Origin of the sequence: Tatumella sp. JGM130, assembly GCF_018257525.1 — a bacterium.
Taxonomy (GTDB): Bacteria; Pseudomonadota; Gammaproteobacteria; order Enterobacterales; family Enterobacteriaceae; genus Tatumella; species Tatumella punctata.
In genome coordinates this window covers 1-4,023 of record NZ_JAERJS010000063.1, presented here as the reverse complement: position 1 = coordinate 4,023, position 4,023 = coordinate 1, and the positions used below count along the sequence as shown (strand labels likewise).

At 36.5% G+C, this 4,023-nt stretch carries 3 protein-coding genes and 1 pseudogene; 2 read left to right on the top strand and 2 right to left on the bottom strand.

Annotated features, from left to right (window positions below; translation table 11 throughout):
- Window positions 1–55: 55 nt before the first annotated feature.
- Both JK211_RS16520 and JK211_RS16515 read left to right on the top strand, forming a co-directional pair.
- Window positions 56–247, top strand: a pseudogene (locus JK211_RS16520) (integrase core domain-containing protein); the annotation flags it as partial.
- 307 nt (window positions 248–554) lie between these two features.
- Window positions 555–1,505 (top strand): polysaccharide pyruvyl transferase family protein, encoded by a 951-nt coding sequence (locus tag JK211_RS16515; RefSeq protein ID WP_212709708.1) that lies wholly within the window; start codon window positions 555–557, stop codon window positions 1,503–1,505.
- Window positions 1,506–1,734: 229 nt separating this feature from the next.
- On the opposite strand, the gene JK211_RS16510 is transcribed toward JK211_RS16515, so the two are convergent.
- Together JK211_RS16510 and JK211_RS16505 are read right to left on the bottom strand one after the other, a co-directional pair.
- Window positions 1,735–3,198: a glycosyltransferase gene (locus tag JK211_RS16510; RefSeq protein WP_212709707.1), complete on the bottom strand. Its 1,464-nt coding sequence runs from the start codon at window positions 3,196–3,198 to the stop codon at window positions 1,735–1,737.
- A gap of 3 nt (window positions 3,199–3,201) precedes the next feature.
- Complete coding sequence (locus tag JK211_RS16505) at window positions 3,202–3,693, bottom strand: hypothetical protein (RefSeq protein ID WP_212709706.1); 492 nt, start codon at window positions 3,691–3,693, stop codon at window positions 3,202–3,204.
- Window positions 3,694–4,023 lie beyond the last annotated feature (330 nt).

Here is a 4,023-nt window from a genome sequence, read left to right as displayed (position 1 = left end):
CCCCCCGAATTCTGCGATGAAGCCCTGATGCTCGCTGAACCTATCGGCGTTGCCGCCGCCGCAGAATGCTCACCTTGAGCGTTGTCGCCTGACAGTACGCTATAACTGGCTGAGCCAGCCACTATTTTCATCATTGAATGAGTTGCAGGAATATGCGACAAAATGGCAATGGTTCTATCATCATAAACGACCGAATATGCCACTGAATGCGTTTACACCGATGCAGCATATTAATCGTATGAACTAATCCGGTTCATCGCCTCAGTTAAAAACGGGGGTGATAACTATCCTGAAACTTACCGACCGCGTGCAGCCGCAGATGACGGGTATTATTCCCAACAACACCGACGGGTTTGGTGGCGCAGAAAAGGCTGGTCGCGTATTTATTCTCAATGGATTGATTCCATTACAAAAAATGAAGAAGTCAACCATTTGTCAGAAGATAAAGTTATCACGGTTACCAACTATAATCCCGAATAAAAAATTTAAGATACATCCGCATTGGAACTCTTAATTTCATTGTGTAGGATAAAATAAAAGCAAAAGGAAAACTTATGAAAATAAATTTAGTTGGTGCGGTTGGTGGCGGTAATTTTGGAGACGAATTCATATTAAATTGCTGCATAGCCGGGTATCTTAAAAACAATGAGACTAAAGTCTCAGTCAGTGGATTCAGTCCTGACATTGTTTTAAAAGATGCTTATTCAGTTGAACCTCACTCATTAAATTTTTTTAATATATTTGATAATTTACGAGCAAAGGCGGCCACGGGATTAACAATATCAACCGATGACATAATGTCAGAATTTGAAGGTTTCGAAACATTTGATGCGATTCACTTTATAGGTGGCGGTTATATAAATTCACTTTGGCCTGGCAACTACGCATTACTCAGCATAGCATATATTTATTCACAAATTCATAAAATACCTGTTTATGCAACTGGTCTGGGTCTTTATCCACACGTAGAAGATGAAAATGTAGCTAACCTTTTTAAAAGCCTCGACATAATAGATGTAAGAGACAAAGCCTCAAAGGATTTTATTCCGGAAGCTTCTTTTACAGGAGATGACGCTCTTCTGGCCTTAAATGAACCAAATATGCTGGGGATAAATAAAAGTCAGCCCGCATTAATACTATCATTGCAAAGCCATTTATTCGAAGGTCAGTCACTGATAGAAAAAATATTCACCGATGAAATATTTAATGAATTAAAATCCAGGGGAATTAAAAAGATAATAATAATCGAAGCAGCACCGGAAGATAATATCCCATTTTCAAGGGATATATTTAACAACGCCTTAGCAAATGGAATTGATATAGAGTTTATTACGGGGCATGAAGTATTAATTAATGGCGTACCTTTTAACCCAAACAGTTTTGTCATATCTTCCAGGTATCATGTTAACTTAATTTATTCAATGCTTAAAGTTAGCGGAATAGCTGTATATCAAAATGAATATTACAGAAACAAGCATAAGTCAGTAACAGATATGGGCGGTTAATGGTCAATATTAAGCCATGAGAAACTCAGCGAAGCCCTTGATTATTGACTTCCTTTAGATTTAGAAAAATCAACATCATCAAATGATATGAAAGCTATGGCGTGTGAAAAAAAACATTTATTTTCCAAAATCATTGCTAACACACAGACTAAAGATAAAAAAATGATTTCTTTAGAAGGTGCATTAGCAATAATCAATAAATTCATTTCCAAATAACAACTCTGATGATTTAACGGCTAGCCTGGTTAAGCCTGTCTAGCCAGCCATCATCTAACTCATAATTATTATATCTCTTACGAATACCAGATATGGATTTATTTAAATAATCACTTTTCAAATGATTATCTAATCTACTTAAAACCCAGCTATGCGTCCCGATTTCGACAAGTCTCATGTTACTCATGATTGTCATTGAGGCCCAGGGTCTGACTTGCTCATAAAGCCATTCAAAAATCTCAAAGTGAATAAAAAGACGTTCATCTGTTGCACCGACATCCTGACCAGGACGGTTAAGCCTGTAAGCATAATAGCAATCAGGTATTACACTTATTCTTTTTGCGCGGGCAATAGTCATAAATGCAAATGGCAAATCATCATGTCTTCTTATCTGCACAGGAAATTCAATACTATGTTTTTTCAGAAAAGATGTCTTATAAATTCTTCTCCAGATAGAGGGCATTAACGTCAGGTATTCTGTAGGATCTCTAACCAATCCGGTAGTCCCGTTCTGACCATCAGCCCCCCAGGACGTTGAATAGTAATTTTTAGTTTGATCAGCGAAAAACTCGTAAAAACCACATTGCGCTATTTCAGAATTATGCAACGCAGCAGACTCGAACAAATCCTCATACATTGGTTGTTCAACCCAGTCATCACCATCAACGAATGCGACATACTCGCCTTGCGCTTCTTTCATGCCTGCCAGGCGCGCAGAAGCACATCCGCCATTTTCTTTATGGATTACTCGCACTATATCTGGAAATCTGTTATGCCATTCGTCTGCTTTTTTTCCAGTGCCGTCTATAGAGCCATCATCAACAATAAGTATTTCAATATGTTTAAGAGATTGATGTACTATTGATGAAATACATTCATCTAAATAATTTTCAACGCCATAGGCTGCAACTACTACTGACACTTCAGGCTGATTAATCCGCTTACGAACGCCTGCAACATTATAATTCTTATCTTTGATGTTGAAGAAAAACGAATCACAATTTTCCCTGCTCAACCTGTAAAGCGTTAGCGGCTTACAATCAGCTTCATTAAATTCTCCACAGATTGATGAAATATTATGCTTCGAATATAACTGAGCCACCAAATCTAATGTAAAATTAACTTTATCGATTCTGACGTAATCATATTTTTTAGATTCAACAGAATTTATATATTCATGAAATGAAGAAAAAACAGTAACATTATCAAGGTTAAGTTTATTTATTTTTTCTAAAATTGATTTATTATTTTCAACAATATGAACAACAGCGTTGCAATTCACTCTTTTGGCAATTAAAAATTCTAATCCGGATCTGGCGCCAATGATTAGTAAATTCTCAAAAAACATTAATGGATTGCAAGATTTTCCATAGTAGCTACTGATTAATCTGTCATAATCATTTTTCGCCAACGACTCATCCACCAAGGAAAACTTCATCTCTTCCATTAGAGATTCAAAAGACTCAATTCTTAACATATCTTATCCCTTAAATATTTTTTTAATGACCGCTGAAACTGAAACCTTACGCCCTAATTTTTCGTTTAATTCTTTATTCAGAGCGACCAGGCTTTCTAACTTAGCATTCAAAACATTAAAGCGGTCATGTGCCCATCCCTCTTTTTGCTGAGAGAAAAGATGCTCTATTTTCCCATCAATAGAATCTAAGGAAACTTTATTTTCGTATGTATGAAATGGTTCTTGCACATTATCAAAAATGGGGTAACCACCTTCAGCGCTGATATTTAATACTTTTTCATTTCCTTCTATGAAGGCTTTACACAGCTTTGCTTCCCAGTCGTTGTATGAATATTCTTTCATATAAATTTCAATTACGTTTTTGGGGATTTCAGAAAACAAAGAAACTGATCTTTTGACAAAATCGGCTTTATCTTCATAAGCGCAATTTTCACTGCACCAAACATTCATCCTGATTAAAAGTCCAATGAGGTTAGCCCAGATATCATCAGTCACTCTTATTTTTGAATAATCTGATATGATAAGTTCAATAACCTTCAGTATATCCTGCCTTTTCTTTCCGAAGGAGCCGGTGGTTTGCCCCTCTCTGTTTACGCGATAAAGCAACAGCGTTTTGTTTAAAAGAGCAATTTTCTTTGCATTTAATATACATTTTTCATGAAACAGAACATCCTCAAAAAACAGATTCTCAGGGAATTGTATTTCGTTAGAGGTAATAAATTCTTTTCTGTAAACTCTTACAACAGCGCTAAATAGCTGCGCCTAATACCGCTACACTTTTGCCAGACCCTGTTTTCTGCCGGGAAACGGGCTGACGGTTTCCAT